At 51.9% G+C, this 20,834-nt stretch carries 17 protein-coding genes; 11 read left to right on the top strand and 6 right to left on the bottom strand.

What is annotated here, in order from left to right; all coding sequences use genetic code 11:
• Nucleotides 1-41: 41 nt before the first annotated feature.
• Together G3I67_RS00755 and G3I67_RS00760 are read right to left on the bottom strand one after the other, a co-directional pair.
• The gene (locus G3I67_RS00755; RefSeq protein ID WP_163651081.1) at nt 42-968 is read right to left on the bottom strand and encodes a cation diffusion facilitator family transporter; all 927 of its coding nucleotides are present in this window, start codon (nt 966-968) and stop codon (nt 42-44) included.
• A gap of 138 nt (nt 969-1,106) precedes the next feature.
• Nucleotides 1,107-2,387, bottom strand: a complete 1,281-nt coding sequence (locus G3I67_RS00760) for an NAD(P)/FAD-dependent oxidoreductase (protein WP_163651082.1) — start codon at nt 2,385-2,387, stop codon at nt 1,107-1,109.
• A 61-nt stretch (nt 2,388-2,448) separates the two neighbouring features.
• On the opposite strand from G3I67_RS00760, the gene G3I67_RS00765 reads away from it, so the two are divergent.
• The 11 genes from G3I67_RS00765 to G3I67_RS00815 all read left to right on the top strand — a co-directional run bounded on the left by G3I67_RS00765 (nt 2,449) and on the right by G3I67_RS00815 (nt 16,506).
• Nucleotides 2,449-3,363, top strand: coding sequence for an NAD(P)-dependent oxidoreductase (locus G3I67_RS00765; protein WP_163651083.1), 915 nt, complete (start codon nt 2,449-2,451; stop codon nt 3,361-3,363).
• A complete protein-coding gene (locus G3I67_RS00770) occupies nt 3,363-4,529 on the top strand; it encodes an NAD(P)/FAD-dependent oxidoreductase (RefSeq protein WP_163651084.1) in 1,167 nt (388 codons plus the stop codon). Before G3I67_RS00765 ends, G3I67_RS00770 begins: the two co-directional genes overlap by 1 nt.
• A 26-nt stretch (nt 4,530-4,555) precedes the next feature.
• The gene (locus tag G3I67_RS00775; protein ID WP_163651085.1) at nt 4,556-5,545 is read left to right on the top strand and encodes a Bug family tripartite tricarboxylate transporter substrate binding protein; all 990 of its coding nucleotides are present in this window, start codon (nt 4,556-4,558) and stop codon (nt 5,543-5,545) included.
• 6 nt (nt 5,546-5,551) lie between these two features.
• Nucleotides 5,552-7,072, top strand: a complete 1,521-nt coding sequence (locus tag G3I67_RS00780) for an amidase (protein ID WP_163651086.1) — start codon at nt 5,552-5,554, stop codon at nt 7,070-7,072.
• Between the two features lie 17 nt (nt 7,073-7,089).
• On the top strand, nt 7,090-8,085 hold the full coding sequence (locus G3I67_RS00785) for a Bug family tripartite tricarboxylate transporter substrate binding protein (RefSeq protein ID WP_163651087.1): 996 nt from the start codon (nt 7,090-7,092) through the stop codon (nt 8,083-8,085).
• 35 nt (nt 8,086-8,120) lie between these two features.
• Entirely contained in the window at nt 8,121-9,116 is a 996-nt protein-coding gene (locus tag G3I67_RS00790; RefSeq protein ID WP_163651088.1) for a Bug family tripartite tricarboxylate transporter substrate binding protein, read from the top strand.
• A gap of 94 nt (nt 9,117-9,210) precedes the next feature.
• Nucleotides 9,211-10,779: an efflux transporter outer membrane subunit gene (locus G3I67_RS00795; RefSeq protein ID WP_163651089.1), complete on the top strand. Its 1,569-nt coding sequence runs from the start codon at nt 9,211-9,213 to the stop codon at nt 10,777-10,779.
• On the top strand, nt 10,776-11,900 hold the full coding sequence (locus G3I67_RS00800; protein WP_163651090.1) for an efflux RND transporter periplasmic adaptor subunit: 1,125 nt from the start codon (nt 10,776-10,778) through the stop codon (nt 11,898-11,900). The genes G3I67_RS00795 and G3I67_RS00800 overlap by 4 nt, the downstream gene beginning before the upstream one ends.
• A 24-nt stretch (nt 11,901-11,924) precedes the next feature.
• Nucleotides 11,925-15,095: an efflux RND transporter permease subunit gene (locus G3I67_RS00805; protein WP_163651091.1), complete on the top strand. Its 3,171-nt coding sequence runs from the start codon at nt 11,925-11,927 to the stop codon at nt 15,093-15,095.
• A 20-nt stretch (nt 15,096-15,115) separates the two neighbouring features.
• On the top strand, nt 15,116-15,640 hold the full coding sequence (locus tag G3I67_RS00810; protein WP_163651092.1) for a carboxymuconolactone decarboxylase family protein: 525 nt from the start codon (nt 15,116-15,118) through the stop codon (nt 15,638-15,640).
• Between the two features lie 2 nt (nt 15,641-15,642).
• Nucleotides 15,643-16,506 (top strand): L,D-transpeptidase, encoded by an 864-nt coding sequence (locus tag G3I67_RS00815; RefSeq protein ID WP_163651093.1) that lies wholly within the window; start codon nt 15,643-15,645, stop codon nt 16,504-16,506.
• 5 nt (nt 16,507-16,511) lie between these two features.
• Here G3I67_RS00815 and G3I67_RS00820 read toward each other — a convergent pair whose 3' ends face one another.
• The 4 genes from G3I67_RS00820 to G3I67_RS00835 all read right to left on the bottom strand — a co-directional run bounded on the left by G3I67_RS00820 (nt 16,512) and on the right by G3I67_RS00835 (nt 20,830).
• Nucleotides 16,512-18,110 carry an acyl-CoA synthetase gene (locus tag G3I67_RS00820; protein ID WP_163651094.1) on the bottom strand — a complete coding sequence of 533 codons (1,599 nt, stop codon included), beginning with the start codon at nt 18,108-18,110 and terminating at the stop codon, nt 16,512-16,514.
• On the bottom strand, nt 18,107-19,273 hold the full coding sequence (locus G3I67_RS00825; RefSeq protein ID WP_163651095.1) for an acetyl-CoA acetyltransferase: 1,167 nt from the start codon (nt 19,271-19,273) through the stop codon (nt 18,107-18,109). The genes G3I67_RS00820 and G3I67_RS00825 overlap by 4 nt, the downstream gene beginning before the upstream one ends.
• A 2-nt stretch (nt 19,274-19,275) precedes the next feature.
• Nucleotides 19,276-20,067: an SDR family NAD(P)-dependent oxidoreductase gene (locus tag G3I67_RS00830; RefSeq protein ID WP_163651096.1), complete on the bottom strand. Its 792-nt coding sequence runs from the start codon at nt 20,065-20,067 to the stop codon at nt 19,276-19,278.
• A gap of 142 nt (nt 20,068-20,209) precedes the next feature.
• Entirely contained in the window at nt 20,210-20,830 is a 621-nt protein-coding gene (locus G3I67_RS00835; protein ID WP_163651097.1) for a glutathione S-transferase family protein, read from the bottom strand.
• Nucleotides 20,831-20,834 lie beyond the last annotated feature (4 nt).

Consider the following 20,834-nt stretch of genomic DNA (forward strand, 5'->3'; position numbering starts at 1 on the left):
ATTTTTGTCCTTGGTAATTGCGATATGGGCGATATGGTTTTTTATGACTTTTGCAAGTGCACCGGATCGACATGGGTGAGCAAGTTCAGTACGCGATGACGTTGCATGACTGCATGGCGTGCAGCCACACCAATATCATGTCCTTGTTCGACAGTCAGGGTCGCATCGACTTCGAGGTGGGCATCGACCAATATCATGTCGCCCATTTTGCGGGTTTTGACATCGTGCACGCCTAAAACCCCGGGTGTTGACAATAGCGTATCGGTAATGGATTTAACTTCCTGCTCGTTGGCTGATCGATCCATCAAGTCGTGAAACGCGTCAGAGCCGAATTCCCACCCCATCTTGCCGATCATCAAGCCCACGATCAAGGCGGCTATCGGATCCAGAATCGGGTATCCCAACAGGTTGCCGATAATACCCACTGAGACTACTAGCGAAGAGGCCGCATCAGACCGGGCATGCCAGGCATTAGCTACCAGCATGCTTGATTTAACCTCTTTGGCGACTTTAAGCATGTAACGAAATAGCAGTTCTTTCAGGATCAACGCGCAGGCGGCTACGATCAATGCGGACGAGTGGACATCCGGAATCGAATCAGGATCTTTCAGCTTTTCGAAGGCGGACCAGAACATGCCCAGCGCCACCGCGATGAGCAAGCCGCCAACAACCAGAGATGCGGCTGTCTCGAACCTGTGGTGACCGTATGGATGATCCTCATCGGCATCTTTCTGACTGTGGTAGTTGGCAAACAAAACAACAAAGTCCGACACCAGATCGGACAAGGAATGGATGCCATCGGCAATCAGCGCTTGCGACTGGGCGATAAAGCCGACGATGATCTGGATGGTCGACATAAAGACGTTAACGACCACACTGACCATCGTACTTTTTTTTGCCGCGGCGGCGCGTTCCGCAGGCGTGAATTCGGTATCTTCACTGTCGTCGCGTAAGTCGTCGGCGTTCAAAATGGATTCCTTTTTTCCGGTGCTGCTTAAACAAGATATCTTAATCGAACGCGATGACCATCATGTTTCATGGTGTCGTTGTTAATATGCAGATTTTCCGTATCAGGAATCGTTCTTATTTAAACGAATTTCTGAAGGTTAACGAAATCTCTGAGGGCTAAATGGCCCCAGCGGGATATCCGTAGGTTGACCACTAGCCAGTTGCGCCACCAGACGTCCGGTGCGTGCCGACCCTACCAGTCCGACGTGACCATGCCCATAGGCGTGAATAATGTCGTTAGAACCGGATGCCAGACCGATACAGGGCAGGCCATCGGGGGTGCTGGGGCGTCTTCCCATCCACAGATCGATTCGGTCGGCAGAAAGATCGCGTGCAAGACCGGGGTAAAGCGTCAGCAGGAGATCTCTGAGGATTTCAGCTCGCCTCCAGTTGGGTGTGTCGTCGTTTTCGGCGATTTCGACTTGGCCGGCAATTCTGAGACCTTGTTGCATTGGAGAGGTAATCACTTTGCAGTCGGCGAACATGGTTGGAATGCGCGGGCCGGCCTCGGGTTGACGCAGCACAGCGTGATAGCCTCTTTCCGTTTCGAGAGAAATCCGATCCCCGGCCATCTCTGCCAGCCTTTTTGCACGTGATCCGACTGAAATCACAGATTTTGTGCATGAAATCTCGCCTTGATCCGTCAGAATGGCCTTGAGCCTGCCATGTTCGATGCGAAATCCCGTTGCCTGGCCTTTGATCAATGTAGCGCCTTGTTGTTGTGCATAGCGCACCAGTCCGGCCGTATAGGCCCCCGGATTGGTACAGTTGCCGGTTTCGGGTACGAGCACGCCAAATGTATAGCGAGGATCCAGATCCGGCTCCAGATTTCTCAATTCAGACTCATTCAGCTCTTGCCATTGCACACCTTCCTTTCGTCTGATTTGCCAGGCCCGGGCGTCCTGCTCAAAGGACTGGCGAGAAAGATAAGCGTGCAATAAACCACGTCGAACAATCAGATCATCCAGGCCGGCGGTATGCGCCATCTGCTGGTGCAATTGCGCAGCATCCTTGAGCAGTGATCTGAGCGAGCGAGCCGTTCTTTCTATCTGTGGATAAGTCCAGGCTGCAGCCAGATACCGGATCAGCCACGGCGTGGCCTTGGGCAGGTATTTCCAACGTATCGCAAGCGGGCCGAGCGGATCGGCCAGCCATTTCGGAACCTGTTTCCACACGCCCGGCGACGCAGGTGGCAGCACCGAGTGCGAGGACAACCATCCGGCATTGCCGTAGCTAGTCGCATGGGTGTCGCCAGGATCGCCCGGCTCGATTATCGTCACGCGATGACCGGCTTGGACAAGGTTAAAAGCACTCGCCGCACCAACGATGCCTGCTCCGATAACAACAACGTGCTCTGGGGTATTCTTATCCGCTATCATCTGACAAAACTGTTATCTATTCAATCAATGTGGTGTGTGAACTAATCAGGAATTTCTCAACATGAAAGCTGTCTTTATCGATGCTAACCCAACTTTGGCTGACGTCGCCGAGCGTCTGCATCGCGCAACCGATATCCCTTTGAAGGTCAATCGTCAGGCAGATATCACGCCAGACCAGATTCCCGCCGTGATGGGAGATGCCGATATCCTGATCGTGGATCATACCAATGTGCCTACTGATATCGCTCGCCAGTGTCCCGGACTCAAGCATGTCGTGTTTTTGGGAACCGGCGCCCGCTCTTACATGAATCCCGAAGAGCTCGCCGAGCTTGACATCGAAGTCCACATCATTAAAGGATACGGCGATACGGCAGTAGCCGAATGCGCTTTCGCACTGATGTGGGCGTCAGCCAAAGGCTTTGCCGCGATGGACCGTGGCATGCGCGCGGGCAATTGGCTCAGAACCGATGGCGTGCAGTTGACCGGAAAAACGATCGGCCTGATCGGTTTTGGCGGCATCGCCGCCGAAATGGCGCGTCTGGCTTCCGGTTGCGGCATGGAAGTTCTGGCCTGGAACCGGTCACCAAAATCTCACCAGGGTGTCAAGTTCGTCGAGCTTGATGAGCTGCTTGCCCGTAGCCATGTCATTTCGCTGCATCTTTTGCTCAATGACGAAACCAGGGGATTCATTTCGGCCGAGCGCATTGCCAAAATGCGTCCCGGCGTCATTCTGATCAACACGGCGCGCGGCGCGGTTATCAACGAACAGGCCATGATTGATGCGTTGAAAACCAAGCAGATTGGCCATGCAGGATTGGATGTGTTCGATATCGAGCCATTACCGGCAAATCATCCTTTGACCAAAATCGAAAATGTCACACTGTCGGCCCACTCGGCCTTCAGAACCCCTGAAGCAAGCGACAACCTGATCGAGGCTTCGCTGAACCACTGTCGTCGCATTGCCGGTCAAAAGTAATGACGGCAGACTCCAGTGTTTATTACGCTGCCGATCATTTCGCTGATTTTCTGGTGATAGGAGCCGGCATCGCGGGAGCTTCTGTTGCCTATTGGTTGGCACCACATGGCAAAGTTGTGGTGCTTGAGCGAGAATCCCAACCTGGTTATCACTCAACCGGACGGTCGGCTGCTTTGTACATGGCCAGTTATGGCAACGAGCAGGTCAGGGCGCTTACCCTGGCGAGCCGGGCTTTTTTTATGCGCCCGCCGTCAGGATTTGCTGAACATCCATTGTTGACTCCTCGGGGTGCGATGATGGTGGCTGGCCCGGATCAGATGCCAGCACTGGAATCTCATTGGTCGGTTCTGTCGCAAATGGATACAGGTGCATTGCGATTGACTGCCGAGCAAGTTTGCGAACTTGTGCCCGTTTTACGTCCTGAAAAGATTGCCGGCGGGTTGCTCGAGCCCGATGCAATGGACATGGACGTGAATGCGATTCATCAGGGTTTTTTGCGAGGTGCGCGCAAGCATCAAGCCCAAATTCATTGCAACGCAGAGGTGTTAGGACTTTCACGCTCAGGCAGGGACTGGATCGTGAAAACTTCCGCAGGCGTATGGCAATCGCCTGTCGTGATCAATGCCGCCGGAGCCTGGGCAGAGCAGATCGGCGCCTTGGCCGGTGCGCAACCTGTTGGATTGACGCCCTGCCGTCGGTCGGCCTTCATGTTCAAGCCCGATACTGATTGTGATTTCAGTCAATGGCCGATGACGTATGGCGCCACCGAAGATTGGTATTTCAAGCCCGATGCGGGCGCCATACTCGGATCCCCGGCTAACCAGGATCCTGTCATCCCCCAGGATGTACAGCCTGAAGAGTTGGACATTGCGCTTGCGATTAGCCGCATTGAAGAAGTCACGACCTTATCGGTCAAGCGGCCCTCGCACACCTGGGCAGGCTTGAGATCATTTGTGGCTGATGCGGGTTTGCTTGGAGGCTTCGATTCCCGGGCACAAGGGTTTTTCTGGGTGGCAGCCCAGGGTGGATATGGGATACAAACTTCGCCAGCCATGGGCGAAGCGTGCGCGCATTTAGTCAGAGGCTTGCCAATCCCAACCCATATCGCAAAATGGGGCTTGACCGCCGAAATGCTTTCGCCTCATAGATTGACGAAAGAGAGTTAACCGATTTCATTGTTTAAGGATTCATCATGTCGTTTCTGCCTTTATTTGAAAATCCTTTCTTAAAGTACGCATCGTCCACATTGATTGGGTTTATTCTGTCATCGCATGCGTTTGCGGCCTATCCCGATAAACCGATTACGCTGGTAGTTCCATATCCGGCAGGTGGAGCCACAGATACGGTTGCGCGCAAACTGCAAGAACCACTATCGCGACAGCTTGGTCAAACCGTGCTGATCGACAACAAGCCCGGTGCCGGTACCGCGATCGGCGCAACCGCTGTCGCCAAAGCACCGGCGGATGGCTATACGCTTTTAATTTCATCCAACACCACATTTACAGTCAATCCAGCGCTCAAGCCCAATTTGCAATACGACTCACAGAAAAACTTTGAGGGCATCGGCGAGGTCGGAACATCCCCGTTAGTGCTGATCGCCAATCCCAAGCTTGCCGCCAATAACGTGCGCGAGCTCGTTGCTCTGGCCAAAAAAGAGCCGGGAAAGCTTTCCTATGGATCATTCGGAAACGGAACTACGTCTCATCTTGCCGGTGAAATGTTCAAGGTCATGGCGGGCGTCGATATCATTCACGTGCCATACAAGGGAAGTGCCCCTGCGATGACCGATCTGATCGGAGGGCAGATCCCTTTGACCTTCGATACGAACGTGGCGGCGATGCCCATGATCGCAAACGGCAAGGTCAAGCCCATCGCGATCGGTTCCAAGACCAGATCCCCGCAAATGCCTAATGTGCCAACTATTGCAGAATCGGGATACCCTGATTTCGAAATGGTTCCCTGGGTTGCCATTGTGGCGCCGCGTGGATTGCCGCCAGAGGTACAAAAAAAGCTTTCATCCGCTCTTGAATCTGCTGTGAATGATCCTGCCACACGTGCCGAATTGCAAAAGGCCGGACTGGATGTGAAATTCGAGCCAGGTTCGAATTACGATACCCGTGTCGCTCGAGAATTACCTCTGCTCAAGACATACGTTCAGAAAGCAAACATTCCTGCGGAGTAATTATCCATGTCCCTGCTAGAGCTATCAGCTGTAGAACTTAGACGTCAAATCGGCGCCAAACAGTTGTCCCCGGTTGAGTTGCTGGATGCTTGTATTTCACGAATAGAAGCACTTAATCCCGCAATCAATGCGATTTCCGCAACGGATTTCGATCGTGCCCGCCAATTAGCGAGTCGGGCCGAACAGTCAGTGATGCGGGGAGATACACTTGGTCCCTTGCACGGCTTGCCACTCGGAGTCAAAGACCTTCAAAACACCGAAGGACTATTGACAACTTTCGGTAATGTCCAGTTTCGCGGCAATGTACCCGCTGCTGACGACACACTGGTTGCCAGGCTAAAGAGTGCCGGCGCGATTGTGGCGGCAAAAACCAATGTGCCTGACATGGGGGCGGGAGCCAATACGCGCAATCCGGTATGGGGGGCGACGGGTAATCCGTTTAATCCCGATCAGAATGCAGGTGGTTCCTCGGGAGGGTCGGCTGCAGCCCTGGCGACTGATATGTTGCCGATATGCACCGGCTCTGACACGGGAGGATCGTTGCGCATACCGGCCGCGATGTGTGGAGTGGTGGGATTCAGACCATCTCCCGGTGTGGTACCTAATAACGCGCGTCCGTTGGGTTGGTCGGCGATTTCAGTGCTTGGACCTATGGGACGAACGGTAGCTGACACCGCCTTATTGATGGGTAGCAGTCTTGGTATTCATCCGCACGACCCATTAAGTGTGAACGTGGATCCTGCCGAATTCTGGCCGCTTGAGCAATTGGACTTGTCGGGCTTGCGAGTCGGTTTTACCGAGGATTTCGGAGCGTGCGCGGTTGATCAGAGTATTCGCCGGGTGTTTCGCGATCGGGTCAAAGCGTTGTCGCCCCATGTTGCATCGATCCATTCACTAGACTTGAATTTTGCAGATGGTCATCGCTGCTTCGATATCCTGAGGGCCGAAAGCTTTGTTGCGGCCTTTGCCGATACATATCGAAATTCACCGGAAAAGCTCGGCCCTAATGTACGAGCCAACGTTGAAATGGCCGCATCAATCAGTCTGGCAGACCGTGCCTGGGCTCATTTGGTGCAAACGCGACTGAATCGCCAGATTCAGGATGCCTTCAAGGACGTAGATTTGATTCTGTCGCCCGTGACGCCTGTTACGCCCTTTGCCTGGACCACGCTTTATGCGGATCAGGTGGATGGTAAAAAAATGCAGAATTATTATGAATGGCTCAGTCTGACTTATATGATGACTCTGGCAACCAATCCGGCCGTGTCGTTGCCATGCGGTGTTGATGAGCAGGGCATGCCCTTTGGGCTGCAAATGATTGCGCCTTTGCGAAAGGATGGACGCTTGATGCAGATGGCGCATGCGGTCGAACAGGCATTTGCGCAGGATAAGCGTTATGCCAGACCCAAGCCTGATTTAAGCAAACTGAAATCGGAGCGTCCCGAACTAAAAAGCATCGTGACGCATCCGCCAATTTTTGAGCAAGCAGGATCAGAAGGTCAACAATTCGCGAAAACCGCAGTTTAAACACCAGGGGGTGAAATATGCGTGCTTCAATTAAAAGGGTTGCTTTTGTCGGAATCTTAATTGCCGGAATTTGTCAGTCCGCAATGGCTCAGGATCAGAAATGGCCTAGCAGGGCAATCAATATCACGGGAGGGTTTCCGAATGGGGCCGGAACTGATATTTACGCTCGAAAGCTCGGAGAAGGGTTGACCGCTATGTTCAATGTCCCGGTGGTAGTCGACAGCAAAACCGGGGCAGGTGGCAACATTGCGTCCGATGCGGTTGCACGCTCGGCCCCGGATGGATACAACTACCTTTTTGGTACGGCAGGCACACATGCCATTAATGTTGCTCTGTACAAAAAACTCAACTTTGATGTCGAGAAGGACTTCACTCGCATCGCATTGCTAGGTGACGTTCCGAATGTCTTGCTGATCAATTCAAAAAAGCATCCGGATATAAAAAACTGTGCCGATTTGCTTAAAATGGCTCGCGCCAAGCCTGGCACCATGAATTACGCGTCGACGGGCAATGGCGCGTCGGGTCATTTGGCCGGCGTCCAATTTGCCAATGCCGCAAAAATAAACGTCGTCCATGTGCCGTACAGAGGGCAGGGTCCCGCGATGGCTGCACTGCTTGCCGGTGACGTGGATTTTTTCTTTAATCAGAGTGCTGCCGCGATCAATGCGGTCAAGGGCGGTCAAGCCACAGCGATTGCCGTGACGACACCCCAGCCAATCGTCGCCTTGCCTGGCGTGCCAACCGTTGCCGCAGGTTGCAACCTACCGGGCTTTGAAAGCAGTACCTGGTACGGATTGTTTGCCCCAGCCGGGGTGCCTGCGGATATTGCAAAAAAGATGAGTGATGCGGTCGTCAAAATCATTAGCGAACCATCCTTTAAGCAGTGGCTGACCGATACTCAGGGCATTACGCCTGCGGCGGACTCAAGCCCTGAGGCGTTCGCGCGGATTCATCGTGCAGACATTAAAAAGTGGGCAGACATTGTCAAAATGTCAGGAGCACAGGTCGATTAATGTTCTAGTAGGCAAACCTCACCGGAGGCAATTCTATGCGTCTCAACACTAGTAGTGTTTTTGCAAAGCTGGCTGCTGGTTTTCTATCCTTGTGGGGTTTGTTGACTGTATCGGTATCGGCTCAGACAAACAATGCTTATCCGAACAGGGCCGTCACCATCACCGTTCCGTATCCGGCTGGTGGCGCGACTGATATGCTCGCACGAGGGCTAGGGCAAAAATTATCGGAAAAGTGGGGCAGGCCGGTTGTTGTAGAAAATAAGCCGGGGGGTGGATCGCTGATCGGTTCCGAGGCTGTCGCTCGAGCCAATCCGGACGGGTATCATCTGTTGCTGACTATTACCACGCTGGTTCAGGCACCGCATCTTCGTATCCAGAAACCCTTTGATCCAACGGTCGCTTTTACTCCTATTGCCATGGTGGCGCGTACGCCGTTGATCATGGTGGTGCATCCGGATGTCAAGGCAAAAACCCCCGCCGATTTGGTTGCTTTGGCTAAAGCCAATCCCGGCAAGTTCAGTTACGGCACCTATGGCAACGGGACTTCTGCGCATTTTTATGGCTATATCTTCAACAAGCAAACCGGCCTGGAGATGGAGCATGTTGCCTATAAAGGTGAAGCACCTTCTGTCAACGACCTGCTGGGAGGGCAAATACCTGTCGTGATCATGTCGGGCGTCGGGGCGGCCGCAAACATACAGGCCGGAAAAATGCGCGGTCTTGCCGTCACCGGCCCCACGCGGGCTCCAATTTTTCCGGATATTCCTACATTCAAAGAACTCGGTTACACCGGCATGGCGGATATTGGTTGGTTCGGGATGTTTGCTCCGGCCGGAACCCCATCGACTATCGTCGACAAAATTTCAAATGATGTGAGAGATGCACTGAAAGACCCTGCTTTACTGGCACGCATGGCAAAAATGGGACTTGAATTGACGTGGGCGTCTCCTAAGGAATTTTACGAAGATGTCAGGCAAGACTACAAGAAATGGGGCGAAGTCGTCGAGGAGATCGGAATCAAGCTTGATTGATCGTTATTACTTACCAGTAATTAATAATTTCTTAATGTTTTTGGTTGCATTTGCTTTAGAATGGGCGTCGCCCAAGCGCTGATTCCTCCGATCTATGAAACTTAATTTCAAGCGGCTTTGTTCCGCATTGCTTCCATTGACCCTGACAGCATGCATGGTAGGACCCGATTTTTCACGTCCGTCCGCAAAAGTGCAGGATCAATATAAACAACCGGAGAAATCGGAATTCACCGAAGCTATTCAGTCATCATCGGACCGATTGCTTAATCCGGTGACTTGGTGGTCGGGTTTCAAGGATCCCACTCTGAATAAATTGCTGGCGCAAGCGGCGGGTGAGAACCTCACGCTGCAAAGAGCTGCGCTCAGAATTTATCAGGCTCGCTCGCAATTAGGTGTGGCCGATGCTACTTTACTTCCCACCGTCAACCTGGGTGGGTCAGCTAGCCGCACGCAACAACCCAGTGCCTTGCCCATATTCGGATCAGAATCCACGACTAGTAACGCCCAGGCATTGCTCGCGCAGGCTAACTGGGAAATTGATTTTTGGGGCAAATACCGCAGGGGTATAGAGAGTACGCTTGCTACATACGCCTCGACCGTTGCAACGTATTACGCTGCTGATGTTTCACTGGCATCCGAGGTTGCGAATACGTATATAAATATTCGCAACTATGAGTCCCTGCTTGATGTTGCAAAGACGAACTTGGCGTTGCAAGCTGAAAGTCTGCGTATCGCCGGATCACGATTTAAAAATGGCGCGACATCACAGCTTGATCTGAGTCAAGCCCAATCCCAATACGAACAAACTAAGGCGGATATTCCGATTTTGCTGGCCGGATTGAAAAAATCTCAGTATGCGATGAGCATTCTGCTGGGTGAAGTGCCCGACTATTACGCCACGACTTATGGTGGACTTAAGGGCTCGCTCACTCCTCCGCCTGAACTGGATGTAGGTATTCCCAAAGACTTGCTGCGGCGCAGACCGGATGTGTTGCAAGCCGAGTTTGCCGCTGCCGCTCAATCCGCACTGATTGGCGTGAATGTGGCAAATCTTTATCCCAGTTTTTCCCTGAGTGGATATTTTGGGTTTCAGGCACTGACCTATAACAATACCAGTCAGACTAGCTTATTCAGCTGGGACAATAAGTCGACCTCGATCGCTGGTGGTTTTATGTTTCCGCTTTTCTACAGAGGTGCGATTGTCGATCAGATCAGAGTTCAGGATGCAGCGTTTCAGCAAAGCATCCTGACATATCAGAATCAGGTTCTTCAGGCTCAAAAAGAGGTCGAAGACGCTTTGGTGACCATATCGACCACTCGTAGTTCGAGCGCAGATTTGCGACGTGCCGTGGTTGCGGCGCAAAGTGCCGCGAGCCTGTCGCTTGAGCGATACAAGGCGGGACAGACTGATTACAACTCAGTGATTCTGGCGCAGCAACAATTGCTGCTTGTGCAGAATAGTTTTGTCCAGACCAATACGAACAATTTGCTAGGCTATGTCGCTGCCTACAAGGCACTTGGTGGCGGTTGGTCCGGCGACCTTCAGGCGCCCCAACTGCCTCAAGGCATGGTGAAAGAAATGGAAAACCGCACCGATTGGGGCAAAGTGTTAATCAATACAAACGACCCGCGTTTGGTCAAGTCAAGTGAGACGAATCAATGAGCACGACATTCACCCAACCGCTCATCCGCAGCTTCATGACGGGCTGTATGGTTGTTGCAGCCATTGCTTTGGCCGGTTGCGAAAAGAAGGCCCCACCCGCATCCCCGCCACCGGCAGTGACTGTTGCTAAACCCTTGGTGCAAGAGGTCAGAAATTACGAACTTTTCGATGGCAATGTCGCAGCTTTGCTCTCAGTCAATCTTGAGGCGCGCGTGCCGGGGTATCTCGACAAGATCGAATTTAAAGATGGTACCTACGTCAAAAAGGATCAGCTTTTGTTCGTCATCGAACAGGACCAGTACCTGCAGCAGGTCAATCTTACTCAAGCCATCTATAACGAAGCCAAGATAGAAATTGCACGCCAGAAGTCCTTGCTTAAAGATAATGCGACTTCGCAAGCCTCTGTGGATAAGGCTACATCGTCATTCTTGCAGGCTGAGGCCAATCTCAAGCTTGCCAAAATTAATTACGGCTACACCGAGGTGCGCGCACCCTTCGATGGTTTGATGGGACGTCACTTGATTGATGTCGGTAATTATCTAGGATCCAGCCCAAGCGGCGTGAAGCTCGCGACAATTCAGAAAATCAATCCGATTTATGTCTATTTTTCGATTAATGAACGCGACCTTCTGAAATTCCAGAAACAATACGTCAATAGCGAAACTAGAAAAAAACAGGATAGCAAGGTGCCCGTCCGTGTCGCATTACAGGACGAAAAAGGATTTCCGCATGCAGGGATGCTTGATTTTTCGGCCAACTTGTTGAGCACCGATACCGGCAGTTTGCAATTGCGGGCTGAATTGCCTAATGACAATTACCAGCTTTTGCCCGGTCTGTACGCAAAGGTCAAAATTGAATACGGTGATGCACGCCAAGGTATCCTGATTCCGACCAGTAGTTTGCAAACCGATCAGCAGGGCTTTTACGTTTATGTGGTGGACGCTGACAAAAAGGTCAACCGACACAACGTATCGACAGGGCAGAAGTTCGCCAATCTGACGGAAATTACCCAGGGTTTGAAAGAGACTGACCTGGTGATTGTTAACGGTTTCATTAACGTTCGTTCCGGTCAGGTCGTAAACCCTACGACGACCAACATCGATCCTTTGCCGAAGAACTGAGCTTAAGAAAAGGCAAAGAACACCATGCTTTCAAAATTTTTTATCGAACGCCCGGTTCTCGGCAATGTGATCGCGTTGATTTTGATGCTGATCGGTGGCGTGTCCATTTTCGGATTGCCGATCGCGCAATATCCGCCCATGACTCCACCCACGGTTCAGGTGACCACATCATGGCCCGGAGCAAGCGCGAGCCTTGTCCAGCAGTTGATCGCCAGTAATATCGAGGATCAGGTCAATGGTGTCGAAAACATGCTGTATATGCAGTCGGATTCGACCAATGATGGTCGCTATACGCTGACAGTGACCTTTCAAGTCGGAACAAATCCCGACATCGCGCAAGTAAACGTGCAGAACCGTGTTGCCATTGCTTTGCCGATGTTGCCAAGCGCCGTTCAAAAGCAAGGCGTCACAACCAAGGTCCAGTCAACGTCGATTTTGCAGTTCGTGACATTGACTTCAGATAACCCCGCGCATGACGCACTGTTTTTAAGCAACTTCGCGAACCTTAATTTACAGAACCGATTAGCTCGTATTCCGGGGGTGGCCGCAGCAAACGTGTTTGGCGTCGGTAACTACAGTATGCGCGTCTGGCTGGATCCCGCACAGCTCAAAATGCGTAATCTGTCCCCAATCGATGTAGCCAATGCCATCAATCGTCAGAACATCATGTTGGCCGCGGGACAAATTGGTGCACCCCCAGTTCCGGATGGCCAGGATTTTCAGCTGACGATTAATGTCAACAGCGCATTGGATACACCGGAAGAGTTCGGGCGGATTGTTTTGAAGTCCGGCACGGAAGGCGAATTGACTCGATTGAAGGACGTTGCCCGCATCGAAATGGGTAGCCAGAATTACAGCCAGTTTTTCAAGCTAGATGGCAAACCTGCCGGCGGCATTGCAATCTATCAATTGCCTTCCGCCAACGCGATCGATACGGCCAATGCTGTTCGCGCCGAAATGCAGAAAATAGCTAAAACATTCCCAAAGGAAATCACCTGGTCGATTCCTTTCGACACAACGATGTTTGTCACGGCATCGATTAATGAGGTTTATCACACGCTGTTCGAAGCCGGCATTCTCGTTTTGCTGGTCATCATGATCTTTCTTCAGGACTGGCGCGCGACCCTCGTACCGGCAACTACTGTGCCCGTGACCATTATCGGCGCTTTTGCCTGTATGGCCGCGATGGGTTTTTCGATCAATTTGCTGACATTGTTTGCGATTGTTCTGTGTATCGGTATCGTGGTTGACGATGCGATCGTTGTGGTTGAAGGCGTAGCTAAAAAGGTCGAGCACGGAGAAACACCCAGACAGGGTGCAATCAATGCGATGAATGAATTGCTCGGGCCCATCATCGGTATCACGCTTGTACTGATGGCTGTGTTTTTACCGGCATCTTTCATTGCGGGAATTACCGGTCAAATGTATCGCCAGTTCGCGCTGGTGATTGCGGCTACGGCTTTAATCAGCGGTATCAACGCGGTCACTTTGAAACCAACGCAAGCAGCCCAGTTCATCACGCCTAAAGTCCTGCATGCCAAAAAGAACTGGCTTTTCACCAAGTTCGATTTCTATTTTGATAAGTTGTCGAATTGGTATGCCGATATCATGCACCATTTGATGAATCATCGTCGCATGGCATCGTTGTGTGGTGCAGTCATGATTTTAGGAGCGATCGGCGGATTGATTTATGTTCCGACCGGTTTTATTCCGAACGAAGACCAAGGTTATCTGATCGTTTCATCCAGGCTACCGGATGCGGCCTCGATTCAGCGCACACAGAGCGGAATGCAATCAGTTGCCGAGACAATCAAGAAAATTCCCGGTGTCGATCAAATCGTGTCCATTGGCGGGGTGAGCGCACTGAATAACAATAGCTCCCAGTCAAATTCAGGTGTCATGTACGTGATCCTGAAACCTTGGGAAGATCGAGCGAAAGATAAAAATCAGAATCTGAAGTCAATCTATTCGAACATCACAACGGAGCTTAAAAATATCCAGGAAGTACAGGCCCAGGTCTTGTTACCCCCTGCCATTCCGGGTGTTGGTATTGCGGGTGGATTCCAACTCCAGCTTGAATTGATTGATGGCAGTAACGATTTCGCTAAGTTGAGCGAAGTGACCGATCGTTTCCTGGCTGCCTTGAATCAGCGACCTGAAATCAGGGCTGCCTTTACACCGTTTAGAGATAAGGTTCCTCAGATTAAGCTCGATTTCAATCCTTCAAGGGCAGAGACCCTGGGAGTGTCCTTGGGTGATGCTTACGATGTACTGCAGTCATCCTTTGGGTCGACCTATGTCAACCAGTTTTTCAAGTATGGTCAAACCTATCAGGTTTATATTCAAGCAGAAGGGCGTCATCGCGTAACTGCCGATCAGATCGCGCGACTGTATGTGAAAAATAAATCTGGCAACATGGTGCCGCTCGGGTCTTTCATCGAGTTATCCGACACGACCGGTCCCGCGATTGCCTCGCAATACAACTTGTATCCGACTGCGGCGGTGATGGGGATGCCCAATCCCGGCTTTAGCTCAGGTGATTCGATGAAAGCGATCAGCGAGGTCGCGCGCGAAGTGCTGCCTGATGGCTTTTCTTTTGAATGGACAGGAATGTCCTATCAGGAAAAGTTGGTCGGCAACACGGTTGTCCTGGTGTTTTTGCTGTCCATTCTGTTGGTTTATCTGGTACTGGCAGCCCAGTACGAGTCATGGGTGGCGCCTTTGCCTGTGATTTTGGCGGTTCCGCTTGCTCTGGTCGGGACGGTCATCGCATTATTCATGACTGGTTTGGATAACAATATTTATGTTCAAATCGGACTGGTGCTGATGATTGCGCTTGCTTCGAAAAACGCCATTCTGATCGTTGAAGTTGCACTGGAAGCCAAGAAAGAAGGTTTTACCTTGGTTGAAGCTGCCTTGAAGGCTTCCCATGAACGATTCCGTCCTATCGTGATGACTTCAATTGCCTTTATTCTAGGTGTCGTTCCCTTGCTGACCTCTTCTGGGGCGGGTGCGGCAGCCCGTGTCTCGATTGGTGTCACGGTGTTTAGCGGCATGATCGCATCAACCTGCCTGGCTGTTGCTTTGGTACCTGTCTTCTTTGTCGAAATCGAAGGCTGGTTCGAGGCACGCGCAGCCAAGGCTAAAGAGAAAGCGAAAGCTAAAGCTCAGCAATCGCAACAACCATCCACATAAAAATATAGGGAGCAACTAAAGTGGCACGCATTCCATACGCAGATCTGGCTAATCCTGAGGCCAAACCCATCGTTGATCGCATCATTGCCGAGCGGGGCAGTGTTTTGCATCTTTATCAGATGCTGCTGCACAGTCCACCTGTAGCAAGCGGTTGGTTGAACTACCTGACCTCGATACGTCAGCTCAGTACGTTGCCCGCAGCTTTGCGTGAGCTGGTCATTATGCGCGTTGCGGTGATCAATGGCGCGCCCTATGAAGCCGAACAGCATGCGCCAATCGCGCTGAAAGAGGGTGTCACACAAGCTCAATTGGACGATCTGAATCAATGGGAATCATCGACCAAATTCGATGCGACTCAACGCGCCATTCTGGCTTATACCGACGCGATGACCAAAAACATTCAAGTGCCCGCAGAGGTTTTCGCCGCAGTCAAGGCGCAGCTCAGTGAACGCCTGTTGGTCGAGTTGACCGCTACGGTTGCTGCCTACAACATGGTTTCGCGTTTTCTTGAGGCCATGCAAATCCATTCGCACGATCATCGTTGAAAATGAACGTCGTGTTTGCCTTTGGTCGGTATAGGCAACACGACGTTGTGTCGGTGCTCGGATTCGCTTTTGCTACTCTGATCGCTTGCGTCATTTTGGGATTCCAACCCTCGCATGCCCAAAATCCAATCTCTCGAACAGCACCTTTAACAGCGCCTTTATCAGCCGAGTTCGAAAAGCAAGTTCATCCGCGTTTGGACATTCCCGCTCAAAATGTGCTGGGTTACACAAAACAACTCAATGATGCTCTGTCCGACGCCCGGGCAAATCTCTACCTTCCCCAATATGTCGTTGTTGTGGATCGCAATCGCTTCGCGCAAGTCGCAATGATCTTTTTCGGATCAAAAGAACTTGGTTGGCAATTGTTGGGCGCCACTCCAGTTTCAACCGGCTTGCCCGGACAATTCGAACATTTCGAGACGCCCTTGGGAGTGTTCGACCACTCTTTGAGCGAACCAGACTTTCGGGCCGAAGGTACAAAGAATAGTCAGGGATTCAGAGGCTACGGAGTCAAAGGAATGCGCATCTACGATTTTGGTTGGGTTGATGCACCTAAAACCTGGGGCGATCTGGGGATGAGCGTGATGCGTCTGCAAATGCATGCAACCGATCCCCAACTGGCTGAACCCTATCTGGGCATGCGCCGATCCAAAGGGTGCGTGCGTATCCCGGCGTCACTGAATGATTTTATTGATCGTTATGGTTTGCTTGATGAGGATTACGAAAACGCTGTAGCACTTGGCCAGCGCCTGTGGGTGCTGCGCAAGGATAGGACACCTACGGCGTATCCGGGAAGATATATGGTGGTGATCGATTCCGGACTGGACAAGCGACCGGCATGGTCGCCCGTTCCGGTTAAGCGCTGAGAAGGTTAGGCTTTGAAATGACCTTTTTCGACCAGTAAGGCCTTAATGTCTTTCTTGACGATTTTTCCGTAGCCCGACTTTGGCATTACATCCCAGAAAAGGATTTTTCTAGGCCAGCGGTACTTTGCGCACCGGCCATCGAGATGAGCGAGCAGTTGGGCTTCGCTCAGATCAGAGTCGGCATTGCGTTTGACAATGACCGCGACACCGATTTCGCCCCATTTTTCATCAGGCATACCGACAATCGCGACCTCGGCAACCTCGGGATGAGTCAGAAGCACTTCTTCGACTTCGCGAGGGTAGACATTTGATCCACCCGAAATATACATATCTGATTCGCGACCGGTGATATAGAGTAGCCCACGCGAGTCGAGTTTGCCCAAATCGCCCGTATGAAACCAACCGCCTTTGAGTGCCTTGGCAGTCGCTTCCGGATTGCCATGATATCCAGCGAATACGGCAGGGCCGCGGCAACATATTTCACCAATCTCGCCAGCCGGGACTTGTTCAAGCTTGTCGTTCAGGATCGCGACTTCCATGCCAAGACGAGGGCGACCGCATGAGCCGATATTGGCATTTGGATCATTGTCGTCTTCCGAATGCATATCCGGCGGTAATACCGTGATGTTGCCTGTGACTTCACCCAGGCCAAAATATTGCACAAGCACTTTGCCCAGTTTCTGCAAGGCACGCTTCTGGTCGGCGCGGTACATGGGCGCACCGGCATAAATGACATAACGCAACGAACTATGATCGAACTCATCGACTGCAGGATGTTCAACCAACATTTTGATGATGGTCGGAACAGTAAACAAATTGGTCACGCGATATTGTTCGACCAATTGCCAGAACACGGCAGGATCGAATTTTTCGCTCGGCATCAAAATGGTCGCTGCACCTCTGGCTACGTTAAGTAAGGCATGGATGCCAGCACCGTGCGACAAAGGGGCAACCGCGATCGAGCAGTCTTTCTCGGTTGTGCCCGGAATCAGGTCGGCAAGATGGTTGTTGACCACGAAAGTCATCTGACCATGCGTCAAAATACCGGCCTTGGGCTTGCCAGTGGTACCCGAAGTATAGAAAAACCACAGTGGGTCGCTATAGGCAACCGTTTCCTCAAAGTCTTCTGCTTGAAGATTCTCCGCCACAAGCTTTTCGTAGTCGTGCTCGCCGGCGCGTGGTTGACCGATCGAAATCACATGCTTGATCGCGTCAGATTCAGCTTTGACTGCATCGGTATGCTCATGAAAGATACTTTCGACAATCATGACGGACGCACCGCTGGATGCGCCCAGATAGGCAACCTCGGGGGGAGTCAGCCTGAAATTGGTTGGCACCCATACGCATCCCAGCTTGAATGCAACCCAGCATGTTTCGAACATCTGGATATTGTTACGTGACTGGGTCAACAGTTTGTCGCCCTTGCGCACGCCAAGCTTTCGCAACGCCTGCACCATCGCATTGACGCGAGCGTTGACTTGTGCCCAAGTCCAGGTTGCATCATCGGTGATGAGTGCCGGACGATCCGGATACAGTTTTGCGGTATGCGTTAGGAGTCGGCCCAGGTTCATGACCTGGGCCGAGTGAACCGTATAGGCGTTCATACTGATTCCAGAATGCTCAGATAATTGGCGACAGACGCGCCGCCCATGTTGAACACCGCGCCTGCGCGCGCGCCTGGTATTTGCATGTCGCCTGCCAGACCGGTCAGCTGCATGGCTGCCATGACGTGTTGCGATACACCGGTTGCCCCAATTGGATGTCCGCGGGATTTCAGGCCACCGGACGGATTGACCGGCAATTTGCCGTCCTTGCGCGTAACGCCCTCGAGAATCACGCGACCACCTTGCCCTTGCGGGGCGAGACCCATGGCTTCGTATTCGAGCATTTCAGCGATTGTGAAGCAATCGTGCGTTTCGACAAAGTTTAGATCATCGAGCGTATTGCCCGCGTCGTGCAAACCTTTCTGCCAAGCCAGTGCAGCTCCTTCAAATCGGGTCGGGTCGCGGCGTGAAAGCGGCAGATATTCATTCACATGGGTACGCGAACGCCAGCGCACGGCGGGCACTTTCGCTCCAGGCAAGGGTTCATTCGACAAGACCAGCGCTGCAGCACCATCCGATACAAGAGAACAATCAGAGCGCTTAAGGGGGCCGGCGACAAACGGATTTTTTTCGGATGGATTTCTACAAAAATCAAAACCGAAATCGCGGCGCATGTGCGCGTAGGGGTTATGCATGCCGTTCGAATGGTTTTTGGCCGATATGGCCGCCAGAGCATCGGACTGATCACCAAAACGCTTGAAGTATTCTTCGGCAATCATGCCAAATACACCGGCAAAGCCGCCGGGCGTGCTGCCTTCTTCTTTGAAATATGAAGCTTTCAGCAAAATGTCGCCGATTTGCTGGTTCGGCAGTGTGTTCATCTTTTCCATGCCGATGACAAGCGCGCGCTTGATGCGACCGCATCCCAGTGCATCCAATGCGGCCCAAATGGCTGCCGAACCTGTTGCGCAAGCGTTTTCAAGCCTGACCGCCGGGACGTGACGCAATTCCGGGATCGCAAGACTGACCAGCGCGGCGCTAAAGTCCTGAGGCACAAAACCGGCGTTGAAATGACCAACGAAAATGCCATCGATATCGCTTGGAACAAGACCGGCATTTTCGATCGCAGGCAGTGCTGCGTCACGGATCATTTGCTCGAGATCCATATTGTCGAGCTTGCCGAAAGGAGTATGGCCCCAGCCGACGATATAAGGTTGCGCCATGATTAGAGTCCTTGTGATTTACGCAAAGTGGGGATGCCAACACCTGATGCATCGAATCCGCCATCGACGGAAATGAACTGACCATTCACGAACGATGCTGCGGGGCTGCACAGAAAGCCGACCGCATTGGCGATCTCTTCAGGTTCGGCATAGCGGTTCATCGGAATAGTGTCGTAATAGTCGGAGCGAATTGCAACGCTGTGCACCAGTTTTGCCATTTCGGTGTCGACCGGGCCGGGAGCAACGCAATTGGCTCGGATGCCGACCGTACCCAGCTCGACAGCCTGTTGCTTGGTCAGGTGGAGCAGGGCAGCTTTACTGGTGCCGTATGCGACACGAAGGGTGCTCGCGCGCAATCCAGAAATCGATGCGATATTGACGATGGCCCCGCCGCCATGCTTTTTCATGACTGGCACGCAAGCTTGCGAGCACAGGAATGCACCGTCCAGATTTGTGCCCAAAACGTGACGAAACTCGGCAAAAGTAGTTTCGCCAATCGGCTTGAATACGGCAACACCGGCGTTATTGACCAGCGCATCGATCCGACCAAATGTTTGTTCGATCTTAGTGATGGCCGCATTGACCTGGTCCTCTTTTGAAACATCGCAATGAACCGTCAGGACGTTTGCCGGGTCGTTGAATGCCTGATCCGTTTTCTTCAAAGTTTCGGCATCGATATCCAGCAGGGCGACGCGATGATCGTGCGCCAAAAACCATTTGGCAACGGCCAGACCAATCCCGCGGGCTCCGCCGGTGATGACTGCAACGTGTTTTGAAGATGATTGGCCTGACATTCAGAGTGCTCCGGTAGTGATGGTTACGTATAAATGTACCAAAATGCGCTTAATAGCATTTATTCGCTGTTAAGCCTGAGAGATTAAGAGATTTGAATACGAAAGATATGTCGCGGGATAAGCCGCGGTTATTAAATAAGGCTTAGGCCAAAGGCAAGGTAAATACACCTGTCGAGGCTGGGCGGGCAAAGATTTTGGCATACCAGGCTTCAATATGCGGCCATTTTTTAGTCGAGATATTCAATCCAAACCAGCGGTGAATTTCGCAAGCTAGCGGGATGTCAGCCATGGTAAGACGTCCACAAGCCATGAACGGGTGTTTGGATAGATGCGCTTCAAGACGGTCAAGCAATGGCTCAGTAGCCGCGACCGAATTTTCGATTTTTTTGTGATCCCGTTCTGCTTCAGCCACACGAATGGATTGCCAGAAGGCATCGCGTCCGGCCGGACTGAAGGTTGTTTGTTGCCAGTCCATCCAGCGTTCTGCATCAAAGCGCTCTTGCAAGTCGGATGGGTATAAATTACCCATAGAGTGCTTCGCGCACAAGTAACGCACAATGACATTGGATTCCCACAACACAAAGTCGCCATCGACTAATGTCGGAATGACCGAATTTGGGTTTAGTGCCATGTATTCAGGTGTTTTAACTATGCCAAACGCGCCACCTGCATCGATACGTTCGAAAGCAAGGCCAAGCTCTTGTGCAGTCCAAACAGCTTTTCGTACGTTAATGGAGGTAATTCGACCCCAGATTCTCAACATGATT

Source organism: Sheuella amnicola, from assembly GCF_010499255.1.
Taxonomy (GTDB): Bacteria; Pseudomonadota; Gammaproteobacteria; order Burkholderiales; family Burkholderiaceae_B; genus Zwartia; species Zwartia amnicola.